This window comes from Planomonospora algeriensis, from assembly GCF_977012225.1.
This window is the reverse complement of the sequence record NZ_CDRNDK010000993.1, coordinates 1-763: the sequence shown is the minus strand read 5'-3', so window position 1 is coordinate 763 and position 763 is coordinate 1. Positions and strand designations below refer to the sequence as shown.

The window sequence follows — 763 nt, the reverse complement described above, 5'->3', positions numbered from 1 at the left end:
CGGGCTTCGCGTCGTCCGGCTCGTCGTCGGCGGCCAGCACGGCCAGTTCCTCACGGGCGATGGACAGCCGCTCCATGCGCCGCTACGCGGCGGTCAGCCGCTCCCGCAGCTCCTCCAGTTGCCGGGACAGCTCGGCGCATTGCTGCCGTGCGGCCTCCTCGGCGCCCTTCAGCTTTGCCAACAGCGCCGTCACCATCTCCTCCTTCGCAGCAGCCACGGAACCAGCGTCATCGCTCATTGCGCACGTTCAACTCCACACTGTAGTCAGCAATGGCATCGCTGACCCCAAGACCACAAGATCCTTTACTGGGCCCCGCAGAGTCAAGCGAGGTACGGCACGCGTCGAGATCGATACGATCATCGCCGTACTCCCGCTCCAATTCCGGGACCACTGATCGCATCGCATCCAGGCCACCGGAAGCGCGTGCGAGGCAGTCCCTCCGGTACGGGACCCTCGCGATCAGCCCGGCCTGCCCTTCGGAGTCAGCAAACAACACAGGCCGCTGCCCTACCACGTTCCTGCACAGAAAGAACGTCCCGCCCGCACCGTCGCCGGCGACCGCTTCAAGCGCATCACCCATGGTCGCGCCCCGGAGCGGAAGCGGTCGTAGACGGTGGACCGTGATCTACGACGCCTTCGGCTCACGTGAGAGTGGGGTGTCGTAGCTTCCAGGCCAAAGAAAACGCTGCGAAATGCAGCGGCTACTTAGCCCGGGTTCCGCAGTTCGTAGGCACACAAGCGTGACCGCTGGAGCGTAACGGC

1 protein-coding gene is annotated in these 763 nt (G+C 65.3%); it reads right to left on the bottom strand.

Annotation, left to right across the window (positions count from 1 at the left end; all coding sequences use genetic code 11):
- Positions 1-82: 82 nt before the first annotated feature.
- Complete coding sequence (locus ACWJ6R_RS37400) at positions 83-217, bottom strand: hypothetical protein (RefSeq protein WP_449066716.1); 135 nt, start codon at positions 215-217, stop codon at positions 83-85.
- Between the last annotated feature and the right edge of the window lie 546 nt (positions 218-763).